Source organism: Rhodococcus sp. 11-3 (genome assembly GCF_023704055.1).
In the GTDB taxonomy this organism is placed as follows: Bacteria; Actinomycetota; Actinomycetes; order Mycobacteriales; family Mycobacteriaceae; genus Rhodococcus; species Rhodococcus aetherivorans.
Map to the genome: position 1 here is coordinate 842,799 of NZ_CP080406.1, position 26,379 is coordinate 869,177.

The window sequence follows — 26,379 nt, forward strand, 5'->3', positions numbered from 1 at the left end:
CGTGCCCGGCTGCAGGGCAACTGTTCGGATCACCCTGTACCGGAATGAATTACACGCGTGTATTCCGCTGCCGTCCGGTGGCGCCGGTGCATTGCCGCAGTTTTCGTGCCGGTGGCGAGACCTGTCGCTCGTCTTGACGAAACTCCTGCGGAGTGTCTACCGTCACATACATCCACTCAGCGGACATGCGTTCGCATTACGAACATACGGATCGAGGATCGGGTATGAACGAGCGGCACCTCGCCGGCCCAGACGAGTCTCAGGCTCGGCGCGCAGCCTTCGGCAGCTTCGTCGGCGCCGTCATCGACTGGTACGACTTCATCCTCTACGGCCTGGTGGCCGCGCTCGTCTTCAACAAGGAGTTCTTCCCCAACGTCAGCCCGGCCATCGGCACGCTCGCCGCGTTCGCGACTTTCGGCGTCGGATTCCTCTTCCGGCCGCTCGGTGGGGTGGTCTTCGGTCACTTCGGTGACCGCCTCGGTCGCAAACGGATGCTGGTGCTCACCATCGTGATCATGGGAAGCGCCACTGCCCTGATCGGCCTGCTGCCGAGCTTCGCGTCGATCGGGTGGTGGGCGCCGGTCCTGCTCGTCACGCTGCGGGCTGTGCAAGGATTCGCCGTCGGCGGTGAATGGGGTGGTGCCGCGTTGATGGCGGTGGAGAGCGCGCCACCGAAGAAGAAGGCTCTCTACAGCAGCGGCGTACAGGTCGGCTACTCCGTCGGCCTGATTCTCGCCACCGGTTTCGTCATGCTGATGAGCAGTGTCACGACCGACGAGGCTTTCACCCAATGGGGGTGGCGTGTTCCGTTCGTCGCCAGCATCGTGCTCGTCGCCTTCGGCCTGTGGGTACGCTCCAGCGTGGAGGAGAGTCAGGAGTTCACCGAGAAGGTCGAGAGGCTCGAAGCGGAGCTCGGCGAGCAGAGCCGCAAGCGCATCCCCCTCGTGGAAGCACTGACCAAGCATCCCAAGGCTTTTCTGCAGATCATCGGTCTGCGCTTCGTCGAGCTGTTCTCGATGTACATCGTCACGACGTTCGCGCTCAGCTATTCCACCAACGAACTCGGCATGGAACGCAGTTTCATGCTCAACGTCGGCCTGCTCGTCGGTGCCCTCGGAATGGTGACCATCCCGTTGTTCGCGTGGCTGTCCGACCGGTACGGGCGTCGCCGGGTGTACATGCTCGGTTCCGCACTCGGCGCCGTCTGTGCGTTCCCGTTCTTCGCGATGCTCGAGGGCGGCTCGATGATCGGAACCGTCATCTTCGCGGTGCTGTTGGTCAACATCGCCCACGACATGGTGGTCAGCGTGCAGCAGCCGCTGTTCACCGAGATGTTCGGCGCGGAGTACCGCTACAGCGGCGCCGGGGTGGGCTACCAGGTGGCCAGCGCGGTCGGGGGTGGCTTTACCCCCTTCATCGCGGCGGCCCTGGTCACCGTCTCCGGCGGGTCGTGGCACCTGGTGGCGGTCTATCTCGCCGGCGGATGCGTGATCTCCGGGATCATCGCCTGGCGGCTCGGACACGACCACGGTGACGCCGGCCGGGCCGCCCGGGCGTCGCGGACATCGACTGTCGCGACCGCGCCCTGAGACGCGGATCGACCGGAGGCGGCGACGGACGGGGCCAGGGGCGTGGGCGCTCGAAATCTCCTACGCGTAATGGCTTCTCGATCACGAAATGCTGCACGGATCGGTTGATCCGCCTCGCCGGGCCGGGTGCGGCCGAGCATGGAAGGGGAACCGCCGGCACCGCGCACGGCTCATGGTCCGCTGATCGCGAGATCGGCCCCGATCCGCTGGGCTGCTTCCTGCAATCGGGAGACCACTCGTGCCTCGACGTCCGCGCCGGAATGCGCGATGTTCTGCAGGGAAGAGTTGAGCGCGGCGACGATCCGGCCGGTTCGGTCCCGGATGGGCACGGCGACGCCGCGAACCCCCAGTTCCAGTTCGTCCTCCGACAGCGCCCAACCCCGCTCGGCCGTGGTCAGGATCTCGGCGCGCAGCCGGTCCGGGTCTACGAGGGTCTGCTCGGTGAACGCCCGCAGTTCCGTCGTCTCCAGGTAGCGGTCGAGTTCGTCGGCGGTAAGGCCGGACAGCAGGACCCGGCCGTGCGAGGTCGCGTACGCCGGGAAGCGCATGCCGACCGAGATCGCGATACGCACGATCCGCGGCGAACGGACTCGCGCGACGTAGAGTGCGTCCGATCCGTCGAGCACGGTGACCGAGACGGTTTCCTCGAGTTCGGCGGCGAGTTTCGCCAGGTGCGGTTCGGCCAGCTGCGGGAGCGCCAGCCCGGACAGGTAGGAGAAGCCGAAACGGAGAACGCGCGGGGTCAACATGAAGCGACGACCCTCCTGCCGCAGGAACCCGCGATCGACGAGGGTCAGCAGGATTCTTCGCGTTGTCGATCGGGTGATCCCCACCACCTGAGCCACCTCGCTGAGAGTGCGCTCCCGGTGCTGTTCGTCGAAGCACTCGAGCACCGCGAGCCCACGGTCCAGAGACTCGAGGAAGTACCGTTCACCGGCGGCCGATCGCATGAGCCAATCCTAGGCACGCGACGTGTCTTCGCCTGCCCACGGCTGGGCCTCCCGGGAGGCAGGCCGGTGCCGGATCACGATCGCATGGTTCGTGCCCGGCCGGTACCGTCGCCCCCGGCGAGGCCGCGGAGGTACACCGCGATCGGCCGGGCCAATTGCGCGACGCTCGCGGCGGTGCCGGCGGCGAGTCCCTCCAGCGACCGGGCGCCGAGCAGCCGGTCCACGGTCAGTCCCTCGGCCAGGCTCACGAGATCGGCAGCCGCGGAGTCGGCGTCGTCGGCGCCGCAGGCGGCCACGAGGTCGCGCGCGGCGGCGCGGGAGAACAGGGCGGCTGCAAGGCCGGCGCGTTGCTCGGCACCGATGGCCGGGTCGGTGGCCAGGGCATACCGCACGAGCAGATCCCGGCGGCGGTGGGCCAGGTCGCGGTCGAGTGCCGTCGCGACCGCTCGCGCGGCGGCGTCGACGTCGACCGGGGTCGGCGGGCGGGTGAGACCGGAGTGCTCGAACGCGTCGCGTGATCGCTCAGCGAGCCGGTGCACGGCGGCGTCGAGCAGGGCTCCGCGGGTGCGGAAGTAGTACGAGCACGAGCCGTCGGGCAGGGCGAGGGCGCGGTCGACGGCCCGGTGGGTCAGCGCGCGCAGTCCGTCGCGGGCGATCAGGTCGAGGGTGGTCTCGGCGATCAGGGGGCGACGGTCGGGGCTGCTGGCCATGATCGAACTCTACATATGTAGAGTCCTCTACCAATGTAGAGGAGGTGGGATGGCCGAGGATCCGTACCAGCGGGCCGGCGCCGCCGCCCTGGGGCGGCTGCACCGCGACCTCGCCGCGCAGCGCACCACCCCGCGCGGCGTCTACCTGTGGGGGCCGGTCGGTCGCGGCAAGACGTGGCTGATGGAGCGGTTCCTCGAGGCCGTGCCCGGTCCCGCGCGACGGCACCACTTCCACGGCTTCTTCGCCGGCCTGCATGCGCAGGCGCATCGCCTCGGCTCGATCGACGACGCCGTCGACGCCGCGCTCGGCGACGCCCGTGTGCTGTGCTTCGACGAGTTCCACGTCCACGACGTCGGCGACGGCATGCTCGTCGCGCGCGCCGTACGCATCCTTCACGAGCGGGGCGTCGCGCTCGTCGCCACCTCCAACTACCCGCCCTCGGGCCTGTTGCCCAACCCGCTGTTCCACCACCTGTTCGAGCCCACCATCGCCCTGCTCGAACGCCGGCTCGAGGTGGTCGAGGTCGGCGGGCCGATCGACCGTCGCCGCACCGGTACGGCCACCCCGGGCGACGGGTTCGCCTCGGGTGAGTTCCTCCCGCCCGGCGCTCTCGACGTTCCGGAGCCGGGGGAGCGGCGAACCCTGCGACCGTCGGGCCGCGCACTACCCGTCCTCGCCGTGCGCGGCGACGTCGTGTGGTTCGACTTCGCCGACCTGTGCCGCGCCCCCACCGCGCCCGCCGACTACCTCGCCGTCCTCCGCGAGCACGGCGAGTGGGTCGTCACCGGTGTCCCGCCGCTGCGCGAGCTCGACGCGGACGCCCTGCGCCGCTTCGGCAACGTCGTCGACGTGCTGTGCGACGCCGACGTCCGGCTCACGGTGTCGGCCACCGTCGCGCGCGCCGACTTCGCGACGTCCGTCCCCGCCGAACCCGACGTCGACCGGCTGCTCAGCCGCCTCGCACTGCTCCGCGAACCCGCCCGAGCCTGGATTCAGGACAGCCAAACCTTATAGACTGCCGCGGTGGTACCACGTTCTTCCGAGCTCGTCGACTGTCCGACGGTTCCGTTCGTCCGACATCTCGCCGAACACGGCGAACGGACCGCACTCGTCTGCGACGGCACCGAGATCACCTATCGCGACCTGGCCGAGCGGGTCGCCGCCGTCGCCGACCGCCTCGGCACCACCCGGCGTCTCGTCCTGGTCGCCGGGGCCAACGCCGTCGACCCGATCGTGGCCTACCTGGCGGCGCTGTCCGCCGGCCATCCCGTGCTGCTCGTGCCCGGCGACCGGCCCGACGCCCTGGCCGCGACGATCGAGGCCTACCGGCCCGACGTCGTCGTCGACGGCGGCCGGATCGAAGAACTCGCCGACGGCACCCACGACCTGCATTCCGACCTCGCGCTGCTGCTCAGTACGTCCGGCTCGACCGGCTCGCCCAAGCTCGTGCGCCTCTCGCACCGCAATGTGCAGGCGAACGCCGAGGCCATCGCCGACTACCTCGACATCCGCGACACCGACCGCGCGATCACCACCCTGCCGATGCACTACTGCTACGGCCTGTCGGTCCTGCACAGCCACCTGCTGCGGGGCGCCGGGACCGTGCTCACCGACCGGTCCGTCACCGACCCCGGATTCTGGGACCTCGTGCACCGGCACCGGGTCAGCGCCCTCGCGGGCGTGCCGTACACCTTCGACCTGCTCGACCGCGTCGGCTTCGCCGACATGGACCTGCCGAACCTGCGCTACGTCACCCAGGCCGGCGGCCGTCTCGACCCCGACCGCGTCCGCCGCTATGTCGACCTCGGCCGGCGCGACGGGTGGCAGTTCTTCGTCATGTACGGCCAGACCGAGGCCACCGCCCGCATGGCCTACCTGCCCCCGCACCTCGCCGCGGAGCACCCCGGCACGATCGGCGTCCCCGTTCCCGGCGGCGCCTTCCGCATCGACCCCGTGCCCGAGGCCGGCGACGGTGCCGGCGAACTCGTCTACACCGGGCCCAACGTCATGCTCGGCTATGCCACCGACCCGTCCGAGCTGGCCCTCGGGCGTGTCGTCGACGAACTGCGCACCGGTGACCTCGCCGTCCGCACCGACGCCGGGCTGTACCGGATCGTGGGCCGTCGCTCCCGCTTCGCGAAGCTGTTCGGCCTGCGCATCGACCTGCAGCGCATCGAATCCGTCCTCGCGCGCCACGAGCTCGTCGCGTGCTGCGCCGGCGGCGACGACGAACTGATCGTCGCCGTCCAGGGAGCCGACGCCGCGCCCGTGCGGGCGGTCGCGGCCCGCGCGAGCGGGCTGCCCGAGTCCGCGGTGCGGGTGTGCGTGGTGGCCGAGCTGCCCCGCACCCCCAACGGCAAACCGGACTACCGCGCCGTCGCCGCGCTCGGCGCCGCCCCGGAACCGCCGCAGCCGGCGCCCGAGGCGCGGGCCGTGGACCCCCGGCGGCTGCGGGCGCTGTACGCGGACGTTCTCCGCCGCGACGACGTCACCGACGACAGCACGTTCGTCGACCTCGGTGGCGACTCGCTGTCGTACGTGCGCATGTCGGTGCGGCTCGAGCGGCTGCTCGGGCATCTGCCCGCGGACTGGCCGACGACGCCGCTGCGCGAGCTGAGCCCGTCGTCGCGCCGGGCGCCGTGGGGCTGGCGGATCGTCGAGACCAACGTGCTCATCCGCGCCGTGGCGATCGTGCTCATCGTCGGCTCGCATCTGCACCTGTTCGCCCTCGTGGGCGGGGCGCACGTGCTGCTCGCGGCCGCGGGCTACAACTACGCGCGATTCCAACTGCCCAAGCCCCGCGCCGAGCGGCTGCGCACCACCCTGCTCAGCGTCGCCCGGATCGCCGCACCGGCCGTCGTGTGGATCGGCGCGGTGCACGCGCTCACCGGCGAGTACCGCTGGTCGAGCGTGTTCCTGCTCAACGGGGTGCTCGGCCCGCCCGCGTGGACGAAGGAATGGCGGTACTGGTTCATCGAGGCGCTGGTGTACGCGCTCGTCGCGGTGGCTCTGTTGCTCGCCGTGCCGTGGTTCGACCGGCACGAGCGACGGTTCCCGTTCGCGTTCCCGCTCGCGCTGGTGGGCGTGGGCCTGCTGACCCGGTACGAGGTGCTCGGGCCGGACATGCCGACCAGTCAGATCCTGGCGTCGTACGTGGTGTTCTGGCTCTTCCCGCTCGGCTGGGCGGCCGCCCGGGCGACCGCGGTGTGGCAGCGGCTGGTGGTGTCCGTCCTGGCGGTGGCGACGGTGCCGGGGTTCTTCCATGCCGAAACCGACCGCACCGCTCTCGTGATCGGCGGCCTGCTCCTGCTGATCTGGGTGCCGCGGACCTGGTGGCCGGCGCTGCTGGTGCGGCCGGCCGAGGTGCTCGCCGCCTCGTCGCTCTACATCTACCTGACCCACTTCACGGTCTATCCGCTGCTGCGGGACATCGACCCGTGGCTCGCGTTCGCGGCCTCGCTCGTGGTGGGTGTGGCGTACTGGCAGCTGTGGGTGCGGCTCGGCCGGCTGTGGGGCCACTTCGGCCGGGTATCCGTCCTCACCATGCTTGCGCGGCGTGGTGCTACCCGCGCGCGTGAGAACGCGCGCGGGTAGCACCGACGGGCGCGGATGTCCGGCGCCTTCTCGTCAGGGCAGCAGTCGGTCGATGAAGCTGTTGCTGAATACCCGATGCGGGTCGAGCCGGTTGTACACCGCCCGCGCGGAGTCCCAGTTCTCGTCCGCGGGCACGCCTTCCCGGTAGGTGTCGGGCAGGACCTGCTCGATGACCCGCTGGTCCGTGTACGGCAGTTCGGGGCCGAACGCCCAGCCCTTGGACCATTCGGGCCGGAAGGTGGAGTCGGCGTTGTTGTAGTGACCGCGCATCCACTGCTCCATCTCGCGGTAGAACGCGAACATGCCGGGGGTGCCCGGCACCCCGAGCACGTTGAGCCAGATCGCGGTGTCCCACTCGGGGTGGTCGGGTCGCGGCCGGGTCGCGGAGATGGTCGGCGGCCCGGCGGACGGGACCCGCACGTCGTCGGGCTGATCGAGCCCGCAGCACCGGATCTCGACCGGGCCGTTGAGCGGGTACTGCCCCAGCGCCCGGTAGTGCTCGATGCGTTCGTGGAACCACTGCGTGAAGTCGTGGATCACGTTCGCGATGTTGGCGCGGTTGGTGAGGACCGCGCCGCCGCCCTCCGTGAGCCGCAGGGTGGTGGCCTTGATGTAGAACTGCAGGTCCCTGGACCAGCCCCAGATGTCGCTCGAGTTCGTGGCGGCGAGGCCGGCGACCGTGGTGTTGTAGTAGACCTGCCCGAAAGCCGGCGCGATGGCGGGGTTCCCGGCCGTCATCTGCCCGAGCAGGTCGGTGACGGGCTCGGGGACGTTGTCCGAGAACGGATAGTTGTACGGGCCGAACACCTCTCGGGACGTCACCGGCTTCTGCGGAGCGAGGGACCACACCTTCATCCACGGCTTGTCGGTGAACGGATACCAGATCGCCTCCGCGCGCCCGCAGGCCCGCACGAAGCTCTCGAAGGTGCGTCCCGGTGCTCCGGCAGGCGCGAACAGCTCGCGCCAGTCGATGTCGGTGTAGCTCTGGCACCGCATCCGGGTGTCCGGGCCGGCCTGCAGGGTGACCGAGGTGACGAACGTCCGGCCGAGGTGGGCGAGCAGCGCGGTGACGTCCGCGTCGGCGCGCGTGTAGGTGCGCAGCGCGTACTCGCTGCCGTTCCACGCCACCGTGGTCAGTTCCGTGACGAGATTGCTCAGCGAGCCGAAGGTGTGTCCCGGGACGTTCTTTTCGCCATCGGCGGGCAGCGCCGCACCGTGCGCGTTGACGGCCAGTGCACCGGCGATGGACAGCACCCCGGGGGCGGGGAGGTTGGCCCAGCCGAGGCCGTGCCCCTGCAGCGCCGTGGTGATCGCGTCGAGTGTCGCTCCGGCTCCGGCGGTGACGGTGGCGGGGTCCGAACCGGAGTGCACCGACACCCCGTTCAGGTGCGCCATCGTGTCCGCCAGGATCACCCTGTCCACCGGTGCGCCGTTGACGATGGTCAGCGGAGTCCAGCCGTGCATCGCGCCACGCGGCCGGACGGTGTAGCCGTGAGCGTGGGCCCAGTTCGCGAGCCGGACGACGTCCTCGGGACTGCGCGGGGCGCACGTCCAGATCGCGTCGAGCATGATCTCCTTGGACCAGTTCTGGTAGGCCTGCTGGTAGAGGGCGATGCCGTCGGGAAACGCGGCCGGGGTGGTCAGGGTGGCACCGGACGAGCCGGCCGGTACGGCGTGGACGGGGGTCCAGCCGCCGAGCGCGGTGGCGGCGAGCGCGCCCGCGCCGGCGGCGAGGAAACCCCGGCGCGACAGGCGCAGGGGTTCGGTGCGAATCGTCATGAACACACTGCTTTCTCACCGGACCGTGGCGGACCGGTGCTGGGGGAGGACGGGGTGTCAGGCGATGGTGAGGACCACGTCGGTGAGGGCGGGCGCGAGGTCGCGCTCGACCACCGCGGCGGTCGCGAGCAGCCGGTCGCCGGTGCGCCAGGCGCGCACCCGCAGGGTCTCGCCGGGAAAGACGACGCCGGCGAACCGGGCCGTGAATCCGCGCACGGACGCGGCATCACCGTCGAGCGCCGCGTCGGTGAGCGTCTTGCAGACGATCCCGTACGTGCACAGCCCGTGCAGGATCGGAGCGGGGAACCCGGCGGCCTGCGCGAACTGCGGGTCCGAGTGCAGCGGGTTGCGGTCGCCGCACAGCCGGTACAGCAGGGCCTGTTGCGGCAGCGTCGCGACATCCACCTCGAAATCGGGTGCCCGGTCCGGCAATTCGACGGACTCGGACGGTCCGCGTTCGCCGCCGAAGCCGCCCTCGCCGCGGGCGAAGATGGACGAGCGGGCCGTCCACAGCGGGTTGCCGGCCGGATCCGTAGTCGTCGACTCCTGCACGATCACCGCGGCCTTGCCCTTGTCCCACACCTCGGCGATTCGGGTCACGGTGCGGCCCTTGCCTTCCGGTGGCAGGGGAGCGTGCACCGTCACCTCCTGGCTGCCGTGCACCACCTTCGCCAGGTCGATCTCGATGCCCGGGAACGAGACCTTCGGCGGCTCGGTGGCGTGGAACGTCGCGGCGACGGTGGCGAAGGTGGGCAGGACCTGCGGATCGCCGTCGCGCAGGTAGCGCAGCTCACCGAGGTCGGTGGGACGCGCGCCGGCGCCGAGACCGAGGTGATAGAGCTGGACGTCGCTGCTGCTCCAGGCGAATTCCTGGGCGGGCAGTTCGGCGCCGAGTGCGACGGCGGGATCGATGGGCACGCGGGACCCTTTCTGTTCGGCGGACGGGGTTCGGCCGGATCGAGTGCGGCTCAGTGCTGTTCGGCGGTCTCGGAGATCGGCCGCGCGGCGGGCTGCTCCGGTCGGCCGAGGGCGTCGAGGACCGCGAGATAGGCGAAGGTCATGGCCGGGCCGATCGTGGCGCCGGGGCCGGCGTAGGTGTGGCCCATGACGGGACCGCTGGCGTTGCCGGCCGCGTAGAGACCCTCGATCACGGTCCCGTCCTCGCGCAGGACCCGGGCGTCGGCGTCGGTGCGCAGGCCGCCCTTGGTGCCGAGATCGCCGGGCACCACCTTGATCGCGTAGAAGGGGGCCTTGTCGATGGCGCCGAGGCTCGGATTGGGCTTGTTGCGCGGGTCGCCGTAATAGTGGTCGTAGCCGGATTCGCCGCGTCCGAAGTCCTCGTCCCGGCCCGCGCGGGCGAAGCCGTTGAATCGTTCGACGGTCGCGGTGAGGGTCTGCGCCGGCACGCCGATCTTCTCGGCGAGCTCGTTGATCGAGCCGGCCTGGACCACCACACCCGCCTTCAGCCACCGCTTGGGGAAGGGACTGCGGGGCGTGATGCCGGCGAAGGTGTAGCGATTGCGGTAGCGCTGGTCGAGGATCATCCAGCACGGGATGTTCTCGCCGGGTCCGTCGCCCCGGCCGTGGCGGCCGCCGTACATGGCGTGCACCGCCTCGACGTACGGAGCGGATTCGTTGACGAAGCGCCGGCCGGCCGCGTTGACCATCATCGAGCCCGGCAGGCTGCGCTCGGACAGGGCGAACCACGGGCCGCCGGTGAGCGGGAAGGACGGACCCCACCAGGCGTCGTCCATGAAATCGACGGCGGCACCGAGAGCCTGGCCCGCGCGGATGCCGTCCCCGGTGTTGGCCTTCGCGCCGACGGTCCACTCGGTGCCGATCGGGGCGCGCTGATACTGCGTGCGCATCTGCTCGTTGTGCTCGAAGCCGCCGGAGGCGATCACGACGCCGCGGCGGGCCCGGATGGTGTGCTTCCGTCCGTCCGACTCGACGCGCACACCGCGCACCACCCCGTCCTCGACGACGAGGTCCGTCAGGGCGGTGTTGAGCAGCAGCGGAACCCCGGCGTCGCGCAGGCCGACGCGGAGTCCGGCCATGAGCGCCTGGCCGCGGACCAGCAGGTGCTTCCTCGTCGCGCGGGCCCACAGGTATCGCATGCCGACCTTCGCGGCGCGGACCGGTCCGCGCGGGTTGCGCATGAGGAGGTTGAGCCACTTGTAGTCGGCCTGGGTGATGACGAAGTTCGGCGGGCCCTTGACGTAGTCGGGCTCGAGCAGGGCGAGGTCGTCGCCGAGGCGCTTGCCGTCGAACGGCTTCGGCTCGACGGACCGCCCGCCGAGCCGGCCGCCGGGGGCCTCGGGGTAGTAGTCGGAGTAGCCCGGCACCCACTGCAGTTCCAGGGCGCTGTGCTTCAGCACGAAGGACAGCATCTCGGGCCCGCGGTCGATGTAGGTGTCGATCTTGTCGGCGGGCACCACGTCGCCGATGATGCTGTGCAGGTAGGTGCGGGCCGAGTCCGGGGTGTCGGTGACCCCGGCGGCCCTCAGGGCCTCGTTGTTCGGGATCCACACCCCGCCGCCCGAGCGCGCGCTCGAGCCGCCGTAGTGGGGTGCCTTCTCGATCAGGACGACGCTCGCGCCCTGGTGCGCGGCGGTCAGCGCGGCGGTCATTCCGCCGGCACCGCTGCCGACTACGACGATGTCGTATTCCTGCTTGATCATGTAGAACACGTTATAGAATGATGGCGCGGTGAGTCCATCCCCTCTGCCAGGAAGAATCACCCGCACACCACGGGCCGAACGGAAACAGGTTGCAGAACATGCCGGTCGCCGGTGAACAGGAAGGAACCGCAATGCTGCCGACACAACTGCGCACCCGGCTGGCGGACGAGCTCGAGGCCGCCGAACGCGACCGCACCCCCGTCGACCCGCTCGTGGCCCGGCACCCCGACATCGACGTCGTCGACGCCTACGAGATCCAGCTGATCAACATCCGTCGCCGGCTCGCCGCCGGTGCCCGCGTGGTCGGCCACAAGGTCGGGCTGTCCTCCCTGGCCATGCAGCAGATGATGGGCGTGGACGAACCCGACTACGGCCACCTGCTCGACGACATGCAGGTCTTCGAGGACCGGGCCGTCGACACCTCGCGGTACTGCTTCCCGCGGGTGGAAGTCGAGGTGGCCTTCGTGCTCGGCAAGGACCTGCCCGGCGCGGACTGCACCGAGAGCGACGTCCTCGACGCCACCGTCGCGTTCGCGCCGTCCATCGAACTGATCGACAGCCGGATCAAGGACTGGAAGATCGGCCTCGCAGACACCATCGCCGACAACGCCTCCTCCGCCGGATGGGTGCTCGGCGCGCAGCGGGTGGCGCCGTCCGGCGTCGACATCAAGGGCATCGACGCCGTGCTCAGCCGCAACGGCGAACGGATCGCCGAGGGGCGCAGCGACGCGGTGCTCGGCAATCCCGTCACCGCCGTCGCCTGGCTCGCCCGCAAGGTCGAGAGTTTCGGAGTGCGGCTGAAGGCGGGCGACATCGTCCTGCCCGGCTCGTGCACCCGGGCCGTCGACGCGCGCCCGGGCGACGAGTTCCACGCCGAGTTCGCGGGACTGGGCTCCGTCTCGCTCACGTTCTCGTGACCACCCGGTCCCGACTGCAAGGAGAAACAATGGCCAAGGCAAGTGTCGCGATCGTCGGGTCGGGCAACATCAGCACCGACCTGCTCTACAAACTGCAGCGTTCGGACCTGCTCGAGCCGCGGTGGATGATCGGCATCGACCCGGCGAGCGAGGGCCTCGCCCGCGCCCGCACGCTCGGCCTGGAGACGTCGGCCGAGGGCATCGACTGGTTGCTCGCGCAGCCGGAGAAGCCGGACCTGGTGTTCGAGGCGACGTCCGCGTACGTGCACCGGGCGGCGGCGCCGAGGTACGAGGCGGCCGGCATCCGGGCGATCGACCTCACCCCTGCCGCCGTCGGACCGGCCGTCGTGCCACCGGCGAACCTCGGGGCGCATCTCGACGTGCCCAACGTCAACATGATCACCTGCGGCGGTCAGGCCACCATCCCGATCGTGCACGCCGTCTCCCGGGTGGTGGACGTGCCCTACGCCGAGATCGTGGCGTCGGTGGCGTCGGTGTCCGCCGGGCCGGGCACCCGCGCCAACATCGACGAGTTCACCAAGACCACCAGCCGGGGCATCGAGACCATCGGCGGTGCCCGCAAGGGCAAGGCGATCATCATCCTCAATCCGGCGGACCCGCCGATGATCATGCGCGACACCATCTTCTGTGCCATCCCCGAGGACGCCGACCGGGACGCGATCGCCGAGTCCATCCACCGCGTCGTCGCCGACGTGCAGGAGTACGTGCCCGGCTACCGCCTGCTCAACGAACCACAGTTCGACGAGCCGACCGTCGTGTCCGGCGGGCACGCCACCGTCACCACCTTCGTCGAGGTGGAGGGCGCCGGCGACTTCCTGCCGCCGTACGCCGGCAACCTCGACATCATGACCGCGGCCGCCACCAAGGTGGGCGAGGAGATCGCCCGCGCGCTCCTCTCGGCGGACTCCCTCCCCTCGAACTCCACCGTGAAGGCCTGACTCCGATGACCTCTTCGAACTCCGACCTCCGTCGCGACGACATCTTCTTCGAGCCGTCGTGGGACATCCGCGTGACCGACACGTCGCTGCGCGACGGCTCGCACCACAAGCGTCACCAGTTCGACCGGGAGGAGGTGCGCGCCGTCGTCGCCGCCCTCGACCTCTCGGGCGTCCCCGTCATCGAGGTCACGCACGGCGACGGCCTCGGCGGGTCCTCGTTCAACTACGGGTTCTCGAAAGTGCCGGAGCAGGAACTGATCAAGATCGCCGTCGATACCGCGCAGCACGCGAAGATCGCCTTCCTCATGCTGCCCGGTGTCGGCATCAAGGAGGACATCATCGAGGCGCAGGACAACGGCGCCTCGATCTGCCGCATCGCCACCCACTGCACCGAGGCGGACGTGTCCGTCCAGCACTTCGGGCTCGCCCGCGAGCGCGGGCTCGAGACCGTGGGCTTTCTGATGATGGCGCACACCGTCACCCCGGAGAAGCTGGCCGAGCAGGCCCGCATCATGGCCGACGCGGGCTGCCAGTGCGTGTACGTCGTCGACTCGGCCGGCGCGCTCGTTCTCGAGCAGGTCGCCGAACGCGTCGAGGCGCTCGTCGCGGAACTGGGTTCCGACGCGCAGGTCGGATTCCACGGGCACGAGAATCTCGGCCTGGGCGTGGCGAATTCGATCGCGGCGGTCCGCGCGGGTGCCAAGCAGATCGACGGGTCGGCCCGCCGGTTCGGCGCGGGTGCCGGCAACACCCCGGTCGAGGCGTTCGTCGGCGTGTGCGACAAGGTGGGGATCAAGACCGGCATCGACTTCTTCGCCGTCGCGGACGCCGCGGAGGACGTCGTGCGCCTCGTGATGCCCGCCGAGTGCCTGCTCGACCGTCAGGCCCTGATGATGGGCTACGCCGGGGTGTACTCGAGCTTCCTGCGCCACGCCGAGCGCCAGGCCGAGCGGTACGGGGTCTCCGCCGCGGAGCTGCTGGTGCGGGCGGGCAAGCGCAAGCTCATCGGCGGCCAGGAGGACCAGCTGATCGACATCGCCCTCGAACTCCAGCGCGAACAGCAGACCGCCTGACCGACCGACCGAATGTCACATCGCGTCAATTCGATCGACGCAATGTGACATTCGGCCCCAACGGGTTTCGACGCTCAGCCATCCGGGTTCGCCACCGGTGGCGTCCTCACGGTCCATCAGCGAGGTCTGTCGCTGTTCGAATTCGAATCGCCGCGACCCTTCGAACACCGCACCGACCTCCTCGAACCCCGTTGCCGCCACCGGCCGTGTGCGACCGTCCCCGCTGCGCCGGAGCAGGCGATGACCCGTCAGACGGCTCCACAACACCTCGACCGCGGCCGCGCCCACCAGCAGGCAGGCCAGTCCCGGAATCGTCATCGCGAACAGCGCGCCCATCGTTCCAGGGTATCGAGCCGTGGAACGCGGCAACGATTTCCGGAGCGCAGGGGCGGGTATCGAGGGACTTCGCCGGTGCTCGCACTGCGGAGCCCGTCCGGGGGTGCTCTGCCCGTAGCCGGGTGGATGAAGGACGGTGCATGTGCCACCGACGCGGTCAAGCCTGACCGGGCCGTCTCCGGGCCGGGCCGGCCCGACCCGACAGATGCCGCGATGTCCTGACCGATATCCGGGGGGACTGTGAACCGATCGTGGGCGAGAGCCGCCACAGTCCGGTGGCGGCGAGAATGTGCCACAGCGCGTGGCCTTGCAGGACACTACTCGGCCGGCAGAGCGAGGTCCGGTCGCCGATGGTGCCGAGCACGGCGCCGGACGCGAGAAGCAGTGCCGCGACGATCGTCGTGCGGCGCAGGTGCGGACGGACGCGGGCGCGTTCCAGCGCGAGTCCCACAGTGACCGCGGCGAGCAGTGCCTGCACGATCGTGGAGGCGCTCGAGCCGGCTGCGACGACGGGAACCATCACGAACGGAACGACGAGCCACCACCGCGGCGACAACCGTCGGTCGAACCGGTCGGAAGCGGCGTCGACGGCTATGTAAGCGAGCAATGTCGCGATCGGTATGTCGTGTGCGTAGGCCTGCCACGGCGGGTTCGGTCCGTGCGCTATGAGGGATCCGGCGCCGACCGCGATGACGAGGAGACCGTAGGTCACCGTCGGCGTGCCCTGCCGACGACGTGCGAGCACGGCCAGGCCGGCGATCACGAAGGCCAGGCTGGTGGCGGCAGCCGCTGGCTGCCCGAGAAAGCCTGCGTCTCGATAGAGCTCGCAGACGTTCGCCAGCATCATGGCTCGAGGCTATCCGTTACCGGTCCGCATCGGACATACACAACGGCAGCCGTCTCGACCTGGCTGTCGGGCCGAACGGTGCCGGGGTGGCCGGCGCCGGTTGCTCATCTCTTGGTTCGTCGACTGCCACCGTGCCAGTCCTGCTCCACTCCCACCTCGTCGGGAGCCACGCCGAGGCCGGGCAGCTGCGGCAGTTCGCGCAGGCTACGTTTGAGTTCGGCGAAGCCGGGGAAGCTCGCCAGCCCGACGACGTGGTCCCACAGGCGGAGGGCGTCCTCTTCGCCGGGTAGCCGGCTGATCACCGGCCCGAAGAAGGCCACGCCGTTCGGCGGCTGGAAGTGGATGATCGGCGTGCCGACGTCTCTGCCGGTCAGGCGCAGTGCCTCGTCGGTCTCCGCCTGGATGAGCGCATCGAGCGAGGGGTCGTCCAGCGCGTCCGCCACCTGCACGGGTAGGCCCGCCCGGGCCAGGATCGGCTCGAGGAAAGCCCGCGTTCCTTGCTGTTCCGGTCCGGCGGTGTTGTCGGCGTCCGGCGTGGTCTCGAATATCCACGCACCGAGCGCCCGGTACAGCGGATCCACCGCCTCGCGCCCGTGCTCGGCCCGCACTCGCGCCGCGACCCGGAGCAGCCGCAGCCCACTCGTGTGACCGGCTTCGTACTCGGGCGGGAAGTGAACGTCGTAGTCGACGTGCGCGTTGATCAGACGCAGCGAAATGAACCGCCAGTCGACTCGGAATTCGCGCTGGGCCGCCACCAGGCGCACCCACTTGCTGGTCATCCAGGCGAACGGGCACACCGGGTCGAAGTAGAAGTGGATATCTGCATCACTCATGCCTCGTCAGGCTACGGAGTGCTCGGGCGGTCGCCGGCACAGACACCCCTCTCGTCTGAGACGTCGTCGATCAGAGAAGATTCGGATCGCGGGGTCGACAGGCTGATCGCCTACGGCTTCACAAGTCCCGTTCGGTAGGCGATGACGACCAGTTGCGCGCGGTCGCGAGCACCGAGTTTCACCATGGCATGGCTGACGTGGGTGCGGGCGGTGGCCGGGCTGAGGCAGAGTTCGGCGCCGATCTCGTTGTTGCTCATGCCCATACCTACCAGCGTCAGGACCTCGCGTTCCCGGTCGGTGAGGACCTCGAGCCGATGATCGGCGGCCTTGTCGGCTGTGCGCTGGGTGGTGAACTGGGCGATGAGGCGGCGCGTGATGCGCGGTGCGAGCAGAGCTTCTCCGGCGGCGACCACGCGGATGCCGTGCAGGAGCTCGGCCGGGCCTGCGTCTTTGAGCAGGAAGCCACTGGCGCCGGCCTGGAGGCCTTCGAAGACGTAGGCGTCGGTGTCGTAGGTGGTCAGGATGAGGATGCGTACGTGTTGGAGCCCGTTGGTGGTGGCGATCTGCCGGGTGGCCTCGATGCCGTCCATCTTCGGCATACGGATATCCATGAGCACGACATCCGGGCGCAGGGCCCGGGCTTGCTCCACGGCTTCGGCGCCGGTTGCGGCTTCCCCGACCACCGTGATGCCGTCCTCGACCTCGAGGAGGATCTTGAAGCCGGACCGCACCAGATGCTCGTCGTCCACGAGTAGGACCTTGATCGGAGTGTCGCGGCCGGATGCGCCTGTCACCGGGTTCATACCTTCACCGTTGCGGCCGGGGCCAAGGGCAGCCGGGCGGTGACGGCAAAGCCGCCGCCCGGGAGCGGGCCGGCGTCGAAGTCGCCGCCCAAGAGTCGGCAACGCTCGCGCATCCCTACGATCCCGTGGCCGCGTGTGTCCGTGCCGGCGAACTCGGCGTCCGCACGGTCGGCGCCTCTGGCTGCTTTGTCGGTGTCCCCATCTACGCGCGGGCCGTCGTCTGTCACGCGGACTTCCACGGCGTCGGGGCCGTAGTTCAGGGCGACCGCGACCCTGGTCGGTCCGACATGGCGAATCACATTGGTGATCGACTCCTGCAGGATCCGGTACACGGCGCTGCCTACCGCGCTGGGTACGGGCGGTGGGGGTGATGTCGTCTCCAACTCGACGTCGAGCCCGGCTTCGCGTGCCCTGGCGGTGAGTTCGTCGACCTGCCCGAGCCCTGGGGGTGGGAGGCGGCCGTCGTTGTCGTCGCGAAGGACTCCGAGGATGGCCCGCATCTCCTGCAGTGCCCGGGAACTGGTCCGCTCGATGGCCTCGAGCGCCTGGCGTGCTTGTTCCGGTCGCTTGTCCAGCACGTGTGCGGTGACGCCGGCTTGGACGTTGATGATGGCGATGGCGTGCGCGACGGTGTCGTGGACCTCGCGCGCGATCCGGAGCCGTTCCTCGTCGACCCGGGCGCGTGCTTCGTCCTCACGAGAGCGTTCGGCCAATTCGGCGCGCTCGAGTGCTTCTTCCGCGATGACTCTCCTCGAGCGGACGCTCTCCCCGAGGGCGGCACTCATGCCCGCGGCGCCTATCCGGAAGTACACCCAGCCGACGGCGGCTGGGGGTTCGATGTCGGTCGCGGCGATCAGCCAGACCGCGGCCAGTGCTGCGATGCCCACAACGGCCATCACCAGCGAGCGACGTCCGTCGCCGCGGGCGGTGAGGGTGTAGAGGGCCACGAACAGGCCCAGCCATCCGGGGCCGTCCGGGAAGTCGAGGGTGTAGTACACCATGCTGGCGAGCGCGGTCACGGCGAACACTGCGACTGGCCAGCGGCGGCGCAGGACCAGGACCGCGCCACCGGCGATCAACAGCAGGTAGCCGAGGTTCCCGAGGTCGGACAGGGGGCGCAGCACTGCTTCGGGCTCCCCGCTGTTGCGGACGACGGTGCCCTGGACCTGCATGACAGTGATGAATACCGCCAGCAGCACATCCTGCGCCCAGGCGGGCGGGCGGAACAACGTGACGCGATCCGGCATGGCGCGATCATATGGTTCCGGGTGGGGAAAACAACTCCCGCGAACTGCGCGGCCGCCTACGTCGAGAAGCGTGGTTGCGCGCGAGCCACATACGTCGAACTTCGTATCCGCTGTCGCCCGCTGCCCGAGGACACCCCGTTGCCGAGACGCGACGATCGTATGCGTCCGCTCAACGACGGAGGCCTCCATGAGCGCGGCCGGAACCCGTCGTTCGACCGAAAGGATCCGCAATGCCTGTCCTCGATTTGCTTGCCGCACCGTCGATCACGCACGTCTCCGTTGTCGCTGCCGGTTACGAGCTCGGCGTCGGGCGAACCGTGCCCACCGCGGCAGCCGTGCTGGGGCTGATCAGCGCCGTCGCCGGTGGGCTGGCCCTGGCCCGATCCCGCCGCACCGGCACCGGACGAGCTCGGACGATCGTGGCCCTGGTGCTGGGACCGATCAGCGTCATCGCCGGCGGGGTGCACGGGGTCAACTCCGCCGGTGGACTCGGCACCGGCAACGGGCTCGCCGGCGCCGTCCTCGCCGTGGCGCTCGGGCTGATCGGCACGGTCCTCGGTGGGCTGGCTCTGGCCCGCTCTCGTCGCACCAGCCGATCCGGTCACGATTCCAGGCCGGTGCCCGCGTCGTGACCCCCGCCCACTCCGTGCACCGCCACCGAGTGCTGCGCGGGGCCTGGCGCCGGCTCGGCCCGGCGCAGCTGTCCGCCGCCACGGCCGCCGCCGGGCCCGGCGTTCCCCTGGTCGCAGACGGTGGCACGTGACGAATCGAGCGCGCTCGGGCCTGCGCCCACCTGGGCGCCCGCTGCTGACGCGGTGGGCCTTGTCGAGCCGGCGCGGCCCGCGTCGAGGTGGCTGCGGTGACGAGCAGGACGAGCCCTGCCGGTGACGGGCAGTGTGGGCTCGCGGTGCGGTGACGTCGAGCACCGCGAGCTGGCGGCCGGGTGCGTTCTCGGTCGTGAGCGGCGGGCCAGGTGGTGCGATGGTTACCCTCGACTGATGGCGGCATTCCCGGAGTCCACGGTAGGCACGAACTCGGCGGTGGCGCGCCTCGAGAGCACCTTTGCCGACGAGTTGGCCGCCCTGGCGGTGCCGTGGCAGGGCGCTCATGCCCCCGACCCGACGTTGCTGGTGCTCAACGAGCAGCTCGCGGTGTCGCTGCGATGGGACGTGGAGGTGCTGCGGAGCGAGGTCGGGATCGGGGTGCTGTCCGGATCGACGGCGCCGGCTGGGGCCACGCCGGTCGCGATGGCGTATGCGGGACATCAGTTCGGCGGGTACGCACCCCTGCTCGGGGACGGCCGGGCGTTGCTGCTCGGCGAAGTGGTGGGCAGTGACGGTCGGCGAGTGGATCTGCACCTGAAGGGCTCGGGGCCCACGCCGTTTTCTCGGGGCGGTGACGGCTTCGCGGTCCTCGGCCCGATGCTGCGCGAATACCTGGTCAGCGAGGCCATGTATGCCCTCGGTATTCCCACGACGCGTGCGCTGGCGGTGGTCGCGACGGGCCGCCGCGTTCGCCGAGGCGGCGCCGAGCCCGGTGCCGTGCTCGCCCGGGTCGCGGCCAGTCACCTGCGGGTGGGCACCTTCGAATTCGCGGCCCGACAGGAGGGAGTCCTGCAGCGGCTCGCCGACTACGCGATCACCCGCCACTACCCGGAGTTGACCGAGCTGCCGGCGACGGGTGAGGGCAGTCGCTACCTGGCATTCTTCGAGGCGGTGGTCGAGGCGCAGGCAGCACTGGTGGCGCAGTGGATGCTCACCGGGTTCGTGCACGGGGTGATGAACACCGACAACACGACCATTTCGGGGGAGACCATCGACTTCGGTCCGTGCGCCTTCCTCGATGCGTTCGATCCGGCGGCGGTGTTCAGTTCGATCGATCACGGCGGCCGTTATGCGTTCGGCAACCAGCCCGCTGTCCTGAAGTGGAATCTGGCGCGCTTGGCGGAAACGCTGCTGCCGCTGCTCGATTCGACGCCGGATGACGCGATTGCCGCGGTGTCGGCAGTCCTCGATACCTTCGACGCGCGTTACGAGGGCCACTACGCCGCCGGGATGGCGGCCAAGCTCGGGGTGGCCGGCCCGCTCCTCGATCGAGCGCTGGTCGACGACCTGCTGAGGTTGATGGCCGAACACGGCGCCGACTGGACGGGCAGCTTCCGGGCACTCGCGGACGAACTCCGTGGGCATTCGGCGCCGCTGCACGCCCTCGTCCCGCGCGAGCACATCGGGCCGTGGGTGGATCGCTGGCGCGGCGCCCTGAGCACACAGGGGCGTGGGACAGCGCAGACCGCGGACGCGATGGACGGCGTGAACCCGCTGTACATCCCGCGCAATCATCAGCTCGATGCGGCTCTGCGTGCCGCGGCCGACGGTGAGCTCGCTGCTTTCGAGAAGCTGCTCGAGGTCGTCACGCATCCGTTCGACCGCCGTGACGAGTGGTCCGACTACACCACACCCGCCCCCTCGTCGTTCAGTGCAACCTTCCGAACCTTCTGCGGCACATAACGCCCGAATACCCGCCGCTGGGCACTGCTGTGTTCGTGTCGGGGACTCCCTCGCCGGTGCTGCGCCGCCGGGAACGACGTCGGCAGACCTGGCGGAGGCACCCCCGAGGACACGGACCCAGCTGGTGCGGGGCGGGTTCAGCCGTCCCGCCCGGCGCCGCGGTCGGGGGCGCTCATGTCCCCGGTGCCGGGTATGCCTTGGGCCCGCGCGTAGCGCAGGTACACGGTGCCCGTCGGGCCGGCGACCGGCGGTGCGAGGAGGGTGAGGTTGGTGGGCACCGCGCCGGCGGCGAACACCTTCTTCCCGACGCCGAGCACGATCGGGTGCACCCACAGGTCGAGCCGGTCGAAGAGTTTCTCGCGCAGCAGGGTCTGGACCAGGTTCAGGCTCCCGACGACCTTGACGTGCTCGTGCCGGTCCCGGATTTCGCGCACCGCGCCGGCCAGATCCGGGCCGAGTTGCGTGGATCCGGCCCAGGAGAGGTCGGGCCGGCCGCGGGAGGCCACGTACTTGGGGACGCTGTTGAAGAGCGTGGCGATCTCGTGGTCCTCGCCGCCGTCCTGGTACGGCCAGTAGGCGGCGAAGATGTCGTAGGTCCGGCGGCCGAGCAGCAGGGCGTCGGTGCCTTCGTAGGCGGCCCCGATCTGCGCGCCGGTGACCTCGTCGAGCAGGGGTACCTGCCAGCCGCCGAACGGGAACCCTTCCGGGTCTTCGTCGGGGCCGCCGGGTGCCTGTCCGACGAGGTCGAGGGTGGTGAACAGTTCGATGTCGATCAGGCCCATGGCTCGGCTCCCGGTGAAGTGATGTGTCTCGGTTGCAAAGGTAGACCTGCGGGCGTCGGCGGACTCATCGCTGTGACGGCATCGAACTTCGTCCTCCTCGACCGGCCTCGCGGTGCATCGGTCGCCACCGGTTCTGCGGTGGGCGTCCGTGCGTTACCCGGCAGTCCGGGCTCGGCGGGCGGTGCACATCTCCTCACTCGCCTCGATCGGGGTGGGGTCGCGCAGGTCGTGCCGGAGAACGGCCGCCCATGCGGTCGGCGGCGTCGCGCGGGCACCGTTGGGGGCAGTGCCCCAGGGGTATGGTTTCCCGACCGGGTGGTGTCGGAGAAGGGCGCTGGACAGTTTCAGCTCTTGACGTGACCGAGCAGTGTGCGAGTGATGATGTGGTGAGCTTCGGTGAGGATCGACCCGACCGCTGTCTCGCAGCTGCCGATGCCGTGGATCAGGCTTGGACTTGGCCGGCCCACCAGAGGCCGCCTTCTGCGGTGCCTCGGCGAACGTGCCGCTGCGCTGCTCGCCACCCGATGGATGGCAGTCGACAGGATCACCCTGTGCCCCAAGAGAATCGGTTCTATCATCTCGGGCCTGGTAGCCGGTCTGGTGGTCGATGGGGGTGGGGTCGTGGAAACGGTCGCGCGCCCGGGAGGCAGTGCCCGTGACGAAGTGTTTCGACCGGATTGTAAAAGGCTCTGTTGCGCAACGATTTTCGTGTGACAGCGCATGGTGCTGTAGCTGTTGGAACAACTCCGGTGCTCGAGTCCATTCGTCGATCCCTGTGTCGGCTGAGTGCGCCGACGCACGCTCCGTCGGTGGCGCGTCGCCGAATGAAGGCGCTCAGACTTCGACGGCGGTGCCGCAGATGCCGCATTCCTCCAGCTGCCGGCGCCTCCATCGCGCGACCGGAACGAAGAACAACGTGAACTGGCTGAATTCCCGGATCCGTGCCCACTGTGTGGTGTTGTGGCAGCGCGGGCACGTTCGGGTCTGCCCGGAGCCGAGGTGTTGCCGCTTGGTGCCGTATCCGAATAGAAGGAACACCACGCCAGCATAGAGCGATGCTCAGTAGACGGTCGTCAGGTGGCAACGGTCTCGAGGGAGACCACGCGATGCCCACAGCCGACGATATCGATCGGCACCGGTTGCCCGAAGACCGACTCGCCAGCCAACCCCGCCTGCCGGCGATCTGCTGTCGCCTCTTCCGCCGGCATACAGAAGCCGTGAGCCGGGTAGCCTCACGAGGACGAACATCGAGTGGAGGAAGGGCTATGACGACTGACTTCTCCGTCGGCGACCATGTCCGGTGGAACTCCGAAGCCGGATACGTCGAGGGCGTCATCATCAGGAAGCACACGAAGGACGTGGAGTTCAAGGGGCGCACACGGCGTTGCAGTGAGGGTGACCCTCAATACGAGATCAAGAGCGACAAGACCGAGCACATCGCGATGCACAAAGGCGATGCGCTGACGAAGCTTTAGGGGGCCGGAATCCCGATGGTCACTCGAGACGAGACGAGCATCATCGACGCGGTCCGGGAGGCAGTCGCTGCCATCCCTCCGGGCTCGGTTGCCTCCTATGGCGATATCGGCAAGAGAATCGGGGCGGGTCCACGGCAGGTGGGCCGAGCGATGAGCCTGCTGGACGACAACGTTCCCTGGTGGCGAGTCGTCTACGCCGACGGAACAACCGCCTCGTGTCACGGCGGTCGTGCACCGGCACTCCTGCTCGAAGAGGGCACCCCCGTGGCCGGGAAGCGGGTTGACATGCAACGCGCTCGGCAAGGATGGATGGACTGACGATCCCTGACGGTGGGTCAGCTCGAGGAGCACCGGGTGCGGCACGTCTATCGGGTGTCGGCGACGGCGCCGGTGCTCGATTCGCTCGAACAACTCGCCGCTCCGCGGCGCGGCGACGTCAGTCCGGCACGGTGATCCGGCCGTCGAGCACCGCCTGCTCGATGCTTGCGCGCAGTTGCGGGCAGCCGTCTCGCAGGGCGCCCGGGGTCGCGTCGTCCCGGAAGTTCGGGCACACCGACGCGGGGTTCTCGCACCACTGCACGCTCGTGTGGTCGAAGCTGTTCTTGCGCACCAGCACGCAGGTGCCGCACTCGCGGCACCGCACCTCGTGCAGGCCCGAATCCAGGTAGTTGATCTTGTCGATGGCGGTCTGCGCGCGGACCGCCTCGACCCGCGCGGGCTGGCCGGCGAAGTCCGGGGCCTTCGCCCACCGGCGCGCCCGGGTCGAGGGATCCATCGTCAGACCTCCGCTTCCTGCTTGCCCTGTTCCTGCTCGGCCTTCTGCCGCGCGAGGTTCTCGGCGACCTCCGCCTGCCACGCCTCGTTGGCCTTGGTGGTGTCCACCTCGTATTCGAAGCGCTGCGTCATCTTCTCGGTGACGTTGGCGACGTCGACGTAGAACTGCTCGTACCAGCGTCGCAGCTGATAGACCGGGCCGTCCTCCTCGCACAGCAGCGGGTTGTCGATCTTGGTCTTGTTCTTCCAGATCTCGACGTCCTGCAGGAAGCCCTCGCCGATGCCCTCGGTGAACTTCGCGGCGAGCTTGGCCGACATCTCGTCGGACATCCCGGTCGGCTTCTTGACGATGATGCCGTACTGCAGCACGAACGAGTCGTGGGTCACGGGGTAGTGGCAGTTGATCAGCACCGACTCGACCTCGTAGCCGCCGTAGCTGTTGGTCATCGGATTGATCATGTAGGAGGGACCGTAGTACGCCGCGAACGACTTCAGCAGCGACTCCATGCCGTACTGGGTGGACATGCCCTTGTCGGGCCGGCCGCGGGTGTTGAGGTACTGCGCGGCGACGTGCCCTTCGAAGACGTTCTTGAAGTAGGTCGGGAACGCGTAGTGGATGTAGTAGAAGTGCGCCATATCCACGACGTTGTCGATGATCTCCCGGCAGTTGGCGCCCTCGATGAGGATCGAGTTCCACGTCCAGTCGGTCCACTCGCCCGACCCGTACTGCTCGATGTCGGGGATCGTGACCTCCGGCGGCGGGGGGTTGCCCTCGGGGTCGTTCCATACGAACAGCTGCCCGTTCTTTTCCATCGTCAGCCAGGAGCGGGTGCGGGCGAGCGGCGGCACGCGACGGGCGTAGGGAATGCCGGTGCACTTGCCGTTGCCGCCCCACCGCCAGTCGTGGAAGGGGCAGGCGACGGAGTCGCCCTTGATCTCACCCTGCGACAGGTCGCCGCCCATGTGCCGGCAGTAGGCGTCGAGGACCTTCGGGTCGCCCTGGCTGTCGGCCCAGACCACGAGCTTCGTGCCGAAGGCCTCGACGGCGTGCGGCTTGCCGTCCTTGAACGTCCTGGCGAGCCCGAGGCAGTGCCAACCCCGCGCGAAACGCGTGCGGACCTCTCCGACGTCGATCTCGCGAATCTGTGCCATTGTCCCCTCACTTCCCTTCGGTTCATCTAGTAGAACACGTTATAGAATATTGCGGCGATCCGGAAGCGATCCGGGACTTTCGTCCCACAGAAAAGACGCCGACGTGCGGTGATTCCGCGGTCTCGACATGAATGGGAACGTGTTCTAGTCTCGAAGCAAGCGATCATTTCCGGAACAGACGGGAGCGTCCAGTGGGCGACCACGAGAGCCACGAGGTACTGCAGCGGATCGACGCGCTGCTGCCCGCCCTGCGGGAACGTGCACAGGAGACCGAGGATCTTCGCCGCATCCCCGACGACTCGATCAAGGCGCTGCAGGAGACGGGGTTCTTCCGGCTGCTCCAGCCGAAGCAGTGGGGCGGCTACGAGGCCGACCCGGTGCTGTTCTACACGGCTGTCCGCAACATCGCGAGCGCGTGCGGCTCCACCGGATGGGTGTCCGGGATCATCGGTGTCCACAACTGGCACCTGGCCCTGTTCTCGCAGCAGGCCCAGGAGGACGTATGGGCCGAGGACACCGACGTGCGCATCTCCTCCTCCTACGCCCCGATGGGCGCCGGCGAGGTCGTGGACGGCGGCTACCGGGTCAACGGCGCGTGGGCCTGGTCCTCCGGGTGCGACCATGCCACGTGGGTCGTCGTCGGTGGCCCAGTCCTCAAGGACGGCCGCCCCGTCGATTTCGGCAGCTTCCTGATCCCGCGCGCGGACTACGGGATCGACGACGTCTGGAACGTGGTCGGCCTGCGCGGCACCGGGTCGAACACGATCGTGGTCGAGGACGTGTTCGTGCCCCGGCACCGCTTCCTCAGCTTCAAGGCGATGAGCAACCTCACCGCCCCCGGCCTCGAGCGCAACACCGCGACGGTCTACAAGATGCCTTGGGGCACAATCCATCCCACCACGATCTCCACGCCGATCGTCGGCATGGCCTACGGCGCCTACCAGGCCCACGTCGAGCATCAGGGCAAGCGCGTGCGCGCCGCCTACGCGGGGGAGAAGTCCAAGGACGATCCGTTCTCGAAGGTGCGGATCGCCGAGGCCTCGAGCGACATCGACGCCGCGTGGCGCCAGCTGTCCGGAAACGTCGCCGACGAGTACGCGCACCTCGTCGCCGGCGAGGAGGTCCCGATGGAACTGCGGCTGCGCGCCCGTCGCGACCAGGTCCGCGCCACCGGCCGCGCCATCGCGTCCATCGACCTGCTGTTCGAGAACTCCGGTGCCACCGCCCTCGCCAACGGCACGCCGATCCAACGGTTCTGGCGCGACGCCCACGCCGGGCGTGTCCATGCCGCCAACGACGCCGAGCGCGCCTATGTGATGTTCGGCGCCGGCGAGTTCGGACTGCCGATCACCGACACGATGGTGTAGGGA

Annotated in this window: 27 protein-coding genes; 13 read left to right on the forward strand and 14 right to left on the reverse strand. The window is 69.4% G+C overall.

The features are described 5' to 3' along the window. Positions 1–224 precede the first annotated feature (224 nt). On the forward strand, positions 225–1,589 hold the full coding sequence (gene shiA / locus KZJ41_RS03855) for a shikimate transporter (RefSeq protein ID WP_006943336.1): 1,365 nt from the start codon (positions 225–227) through the stop codon (positions 1,587–1,589). A gap of 170 nt (positions 1,590–1,759) precedes the next feature. Here the strand turns inward: shiA and KZJ41_RS03860 are convergent, their stop codons facing one another. Both KZJ41_RS03860 and KZJ41_RS03865 read right to left on the reverse strand, forming a co-directional pair. After that, the gene (locus tag KZJ41_RS03860; protein ID WP_043797546.1) at positions 1,760–2,539 is read right to left on the reverse strand and encodes an IclR family transcriptional regulator C-terminal domain-containing protein; all 780 of its coding nucleotides are present in this window, start codon (positions 2,537–2,539) and stop codon (positions 1,760–1,762) included. 74 nt (positions 2,540–2,613) lie between these two features. After that, positions 2,614–3,249, reverse strand: coding sequence for a TetR/AcrR family transcriptional regulator (locus KZJ41_RS03865; RefSeq protein WP_251550207.1), 636 nt, complete (start codon positions 3,247–3,249; stop codon positions 2,614–2,616). A 49-nt stretch (positions 3,250–3,298) separates the two neighbouring features. Here KZJ41_RS03865 and zapE point away from each other — a divergent pair, with 49 nt between their 5' ends. Further along, a complete protein-coding gene (gene zapE, locus KZJ41_RS03870; protein WP_006943332.1) occupies positions 3,299–4,264 on the forward strand; it encodes a cell division protein ZapE in 966 nt (321 codons plus the stop codon). A gap of 9 nt (positions 4,265–4,273) precedes the next feature. Continuing rightward, positions 4,274–6,844 (forward strand): AMP-binding protein, encoded by a 2,571-nt coding sequence (locus tag KZJ41_RS03875; RefSeq protein WP_006943331.1) that lies wholly within the window; start codon positions 4,274–4,276, stop codon positions 6,842–6,844. A gap of 33 nt (positions 6,845–6,877) precedes the next feature. On the opposite strand, the gene KZJ41_RS03880 is transcribed toward KZJ41_RS03875, so the two are convergent. From KZJ41_RS03880 to kstD, 3 genes are read right to left on the reverse strand one after another with little or no spacing between them, the layout of a single operon-like run. Then, on the reverse strand, positions 6,878–8,623 hold the full coding sequence (locus tag KZJ41_RS03880) for a cholesterol oxidase substrate-binding domain-containing protein (protein WP_251550209.1): 1,746 nt from the start codon (positions 8,621–8,623) through the stop codon (positions 6,878–6,880). Positions 8,624–8,680: 57 nt separating this feature from the next. Continuing rightward, on the reverse strand, positions 8,681–9,541 hold the full coding sequence (locus KZJ41_RS03885) for a MaoC/PaaZ C-terminal domain-containing protein (RefSeq protein WP_100056781.1): 861 nt from the start codon (positions 9,539–9,541) through the stop codon (positions 8,681–8,683). Positions 9,542–9,591: 50 nt separating this feature from the next. After that, positions 9,592–11,304 (reverse strand): 3-oxosteroid 1-dehydrogenase, encoded by a 1,713-nt coding sequence (kstD, locus tag KZJ41_RS03890; RefSeq protein ID WP_251550211.1) that lies wholly within the window; start codon positions 11,302–11,304, stop codon positions 9,592–9,594. A 131-nt stretch (positions 11,305–11,435) separates the two neighbouring features. Between kstD and KZJ41_RS03895 the strand changes: the two genes are divergently transcribed. The 3 genes from KZJ41_RS03895 to dmpG are packed head-to-tail and all read left to right on the forward strand — an operon-like array spanning position 11,436 to position 14,253. Then, positions 11,436–12,221: a 2-keto-4-pentenoate hydratase gene (locus KZJ41_RS03895; RefSeq protein WP_251550213.1), complete on the forward strand. Its 786-nt coding sequence runs from the start codon at positions 11,436–11,438 to the stop codon at positions 12,219–12,221. A gap of 29 nt (positions 12,222–12,250) precedes the next feature. After that, positions 12,251–13,180 carry an acetaldehyde dehydrogenase (acetylating) gene (locus KZJ41_RS03900; protein ID WP_029540875.1) on the forward strand — a complete coding sequence of 310 codons (930 nt, stop codon included), beginning with the start codon at positions 12,251–12,253 and terminating at the stop codon, positions 13,178–13,180. A 5-nt stretch (positions 13,181–13,185) separates the two neighbouring features. Then, positions 13,186–14,253: a 4-hydroxy-2-oxovalerate aldolase gene (dmpG, locus tag KZJ41_RS03905; protein ID WP_251550215.1), complete on the forward strand. Its 1,068-nt coding sequence runs from the start codon at positions 13,186–13,188 to the stop codon at positions 14,251–14,253. A gap of 15 nt (positions 14,254–14,268) precedes the next feature. Here the strand turns inward: dmpG and KZJ41_RS03910 are convergent, their stop codons facing one another. From KZJ41_RS03910 to KZJ41_RS03930, 5 genes are all read right to left on the reverse strand, one after another. Continuing rightward, positions 14,269–14,589, reverse strand: coding sequence for a DUF6191 domain-containing protein (locus KZJ41_RS03910; protein WP_006943319.1), 321 nt, complete (start codon positions 14,587–14,589; stop codon positions 14,269–14,271). A gap of 157 nt (positions 14,590–14,746) precedes the next feature. Continuing rightward, positions 14,747–15,436 (reverse strand): hypothetical protein, encoded by a 690-nt coding sequence (locus KZJ41_RS03915; protein ID WP_161996828.1) that lies wholly within the window; start codon positions 15,434–15,436, stop codon positions 14,747–14,749. Positions 15,437–15,540: 104 nt separating this feature from the next. Beyond that, positions 15,541–16,269, reverse strand: a complete 729-nt coding sequence (locus KZJ41_RS03920; protein ID WP_043797534.1) for a hypothetical protein — start codon at positions 16,267–16,269, stop codon at positions 15,541–15,543. Between the two features lie 110 nt (positions 16,270–16,379). After that, positions 16,380–17,072, reverse strand: coding sequence for a response regulator transcription factor (locus KZJ41_RS03925; protein WP_251550217.1), 693 nt, complete (start codon positions 17,070–17,072; stop codon positions 16,380–16,382). Then, positions 17,069–18,319, reverse strand: coding sequence for a sensor histidine kinase (locus KZJ41_RS03930; protein WP_251550218.1), 1,251 nt, complete (start codon positions 18,317–18,319; stop codon positions 17,069–17,071). Before KZJ41_RS03930 ends, KZJ41_RS03925 begins: the two co-directional genes overlap by 4 nt. A 230-nt stretch (positions 18,320–18,549) precedes the next feature. Here KZJ41_RS03930 and KZJ41_RS03935 point away from each other — a divergent pair, with 230 nt between their 5' ends. From KZJ41_RS03935 to KZJ41_RS03940, 3 genes are all read left to right on the forward strand, one after another. Then, positions 18,550–18,951, forward strand: coding sequence for a DUF6223 family protein (locus tag KZJ41_RS03935; protein WP_050034562.1), 402 nt, complete (start codon positions 18,550–18,552; stop codon positions 18,949–18,951). After that, on the forward strand, positions 18,948–19,082 hold the full coding sequence (locus KZJ41_RS28415) for a hypothetical protein (RefSeq protein ID WP_256997137.1): 135 nt from the start codon (positions 18,948–18,950) through the stop codon (positions 19,080–19,082). The genes KZJ41_RS03935 and KZJ41_RS28415 overlap by 4 nt, the downstream gene beginning before the upstream one ends. A 235-nt stretch (positions 19,083–19,317) precedes the next feature. Then, positions 19,318–20,826, forward strand: a complete 1,509-nt coding sequence (locus KZJ41_RS03940; RefSeq protein ID WP_168579057.1) for a YdiU family protein — start codon at positions 19,318–19,320, stop codon at positions 20,824–20,826. Positions 20,827–20,963: 137 nt separating this feature from the next. Here the strand turns inward: KZJ41_RS03940 and KZJ41_RS03945 are convergent, their stop codons facing one another. Further along, complete coding sequence (locus KZJ41_RS03945; protein WP_251550221.1) at positions 20,964–21,608, reverse strand: dihydrofolate reductase family protein; 645 nt, start codon at positions 21,606–21,608, stop codon at positions 20,964–20,966. Positions 21,609–22,442: 834 nt separating this feature from the next. Further along, complete coding sequence (locus tag KZJ41_RS03955; RefSeq protein ID WP_081636979.1) at positions 22,443–22,646, reverse strand: zinc-ribbon domain-containing protein; 204 nt, start codon at positions 22,644–22,646, stop codon at positions 22,443–22,445. A 227-nt stretch (positions 22,647–22,873) separates the two neighbouring features. On the opposite strand from KZJ41_RS03955, the gene KZJ41_RS03960 reads away from it, so the two are divergent. The 3 genes from KZJ41_RS03960 to KZJ41_RS28420 are packed head-to-tail and all read left to right on the forward strand — an operon-like array spanning position 22,874 to position 23,536. After that, on the forward strand, positions 22,874–23,083 hold the full coding sequence (locus tag KZJ41_RS03960; RefSeq protein ID WP_251550226.1) for a DUF2945 domain-containing protein: 210 nt from the start codon (positions 22,874–22,876) through the stop codon (positions 23,081–23,083). A 15-nt stretch (positions 23,084–23,098) separates the two neighbouring features. Beyond that, complete coding sequence (locus tag KZJ41_RS03965; protein WP_006937742.1) at positions 23,099–23,401, forward strand: MGMT family protein; 303 nt, start codon at positions 23,099–23,101, stop codon at positions 23,399–23,401. 12 nt (positions 23,402–23,413) lie between these two features. Then, a complete protein-coding gene (locus KZJ41_RS28420) occupies positions 23,414–23,536 on the forward strand; it encodes a hypothetical protein (protein WP_006937749.1) in 123 nt (40 codons plus the stop codon). On the opposite strand, the gene KZJ41_RS03970 is transcribed toward KZJ41_RS28420, so the two are convergent. After that, positions 23,520–23,858 carry a hypothetical protein gene (locus tag KZJ41_RS03970; RefSeq protein WP_006937751.1) on the reverse strand — a complete coding sequence of 113 codons (339 nt, stop codon included), beginning with the start codon at positions 23,856–23,858 and terminating at the stop codon, positions 23,520–23,522. The genes KZJ41_RS28420 and KZJ41_RS03970 overlap by 17 nt on opposite strands. Positions 23,859–23,860: 2 nt before the next feature. Then, positions 23,861–25,009 (reverse strand): Rieske 2Fe-2S domain-containing protein, encoded by a 1,149-nt coding sequence (locus KZJ41_RS03975; protein ID WP_065923063.1) that lies wholly within the window; start codon positions 25,007–25,009, stop codon positions 23,861–23,863. Positions 25,010–25,200: 191 nt separating this feature from the next. On the opposite strand from KZJ41_RS03975, the gene hsaA reads away from it, so the two are divergent. Then, positions 25,201–26,376 (forward strand): 3-hydroxy-9,10-secoandrosta-1,3,5(10)-triene-9,17-dione monooxygenase oxygenase subunit, encoded by a 1,176-nt coding sequence (hsaA, locus tag KZJ41_RS03980; protein WP_251550228.1) that lies wholly within the window; start codon positions 25,201–25,203, stop codon positions 26,374–26,376. Positions 26,377–26,379: the final 3 nt, after the last annotated feature.